This window comes from Xanthomonas sp. SHU 199 (genome assembly GCF_000364665.1).
GTDB classification, from domain to species: domain Bacteria; phylum Pseudomonadota; class Gammaproteobacteria; order Xanthomonadales; family Xanthomonadaceae; genus Xanthomonas_A; species Xanthomonas_A sontii.
Genome location: NZ_AQOI01000350.1, coordinates 1 through 1,371, shown reverse-complemented (window position 1 = coordinate 1,371; position 1,371 = coordinate 1). Strand labels below are relative to the sequence as shown.

Here is a 1,371-nt window from a genome sequence, read left to right as displayed (position 1 = left end):
TGGTGCGCCAGCCGCGCCCATTTGGCGCGCGCTGCCCCGTTCAGGTAAACTGAAAACGTTTACAAAACGGATTCTAACGCCATGGAAACCCCCAATCTCCCGCAACGTGCGCCGCTCAGCCCGAAGTGGCAGTTCCGCTTCGACTTCTTCGACCGTTACGGCGCCCCGTCCACGCCCGAGTACAAGGCCGCGTTCAAGGCACTGCCGTTCATGGAACGGTTGAAGATCAACATGAACTTCTTCGCCCTGTTCTTCGGCTTCATCTACTTCTTCATCCTCGGCATGTGGCGCAAGGCGCTGGGGCTGATCGGCATCTGGCTGGCGCTGGCTGTGGTCGCGGCGTTCCTACCCGAGGCGATCGGCCGCGGCCTGGGCATCGCCTACTCGCTGCTGGTCGGCATGGCCGCCAACTACGCCTACTACCTGGACCAGCGCAAGGGCAGCGTCAGCTGGAACCCGTTCGAAGGCCTGCGTTGGTGGTAAGCGTCGGGCACGGCGGCGCGCAGGTGCGACACGCCGCCGCCGCGCTCAGCGCTTGCGCTTCCAGAACTGCCAGGCCGGTGCCGGCTTCGGCGTGACCGCCGCGGCCTGCGCCGGGGCCAGCTGGCCCTGAATGCCGGTCAGCCGCGCCTGCGCATCGAATGCCAGGACGATGCGGGTGTTGCCGCGCGTCGCCACGGTCTGCGCGGCGTCGCGCTGCAGGGCATAGCCCTGATCGGCCAGGAAGCCGTCGGTCATGGCCCGGTGGTCGAGTTCGAACTGCATCGGCAATTCGCCGAGCAGGCGCAGCACGCGGGCGTCGTCGCACGGCGCGAAGACCGCGGCCGGTACGTCCTCCAGCAGGAAGAACAGCGCGCCGCCGTCGTACGGCGCGCGGTAGTAGCAGCGCCCGCGCAGGGCACCGGCGAGCAGGGCGATCTGGTGGCCGCCGTCCTCGCCCAGCGCCGAAGACGGCGCGGCCAGTTCTGCGATACCTTCGTGCTCGCCGTGCGCACGTAGCGCATTGGCATTGGCCAGCAAGGCCGGTGGCAGGTTGCTGGCGGCGTTGGCCCAGGCCCACAGCCAGCTGGCGCTGGCTTCTGCGGCGGTGCCCAGCAATTGAATCGGGAACTGCAGGTCCTCGCCGAAGTACACCCGGCCCGCGCCCAGGTCCACGCGCCAATCGCGTCCGTCCAGCACGTCCGCCAGCGCCAACTGCCGGGCGTAGGCGCTGCCGATGTGCCGTGCCAGCGCTGCCTGGAACGCCGGGCTCATCGCGGCGTCTGCGGCGCGCGCTGCAGCAGGCTGTTGCGGCGGCCGTACAGCAGGTAGGCGACCACGCCCAGCGCGTTCCACAACCCGAACCAGATCTTCGTGGTATCCGGCAGGCTC

At 68.7% G+C, this 1,371-nt stretch carries 2 protein-coding genes; one reads left to right on the top strand and one right to left on the bottom strand.

Annotated elements, in window-relative coordinates; all coding sequences use genetic code 11:
* Positions 1–81: 81 nt before the first annotated feature.
* On the top strand, positions 82–483 hold the full coding sequence (locus D183_RS0112215) for a DUF2628 domain-containing protein (RefSeq protein ID WP_017909243.1): 402 nt from the start codon (positions 82–84) through the stop codon (positions 481–483).
* A gap of 45 nt (positions 484–528) precedes the next feature.
* Here D183_RS0112215 and D183_RS0112210 read toward each other — a convergent pair whose 3' ends face one another.
* Positions 529–1,254, bottom strand: a complete 726-nt coding sequence (locus D183_RS0112210) for a DUF6882 domain-containing protein (RefSeq protein ID WP_017909242.1) — start codon at positions 1,252–1,254, stop codon at positions 529–531.
* Positions 1,255–1,371 lie beyond the last annotated feature (117 nt).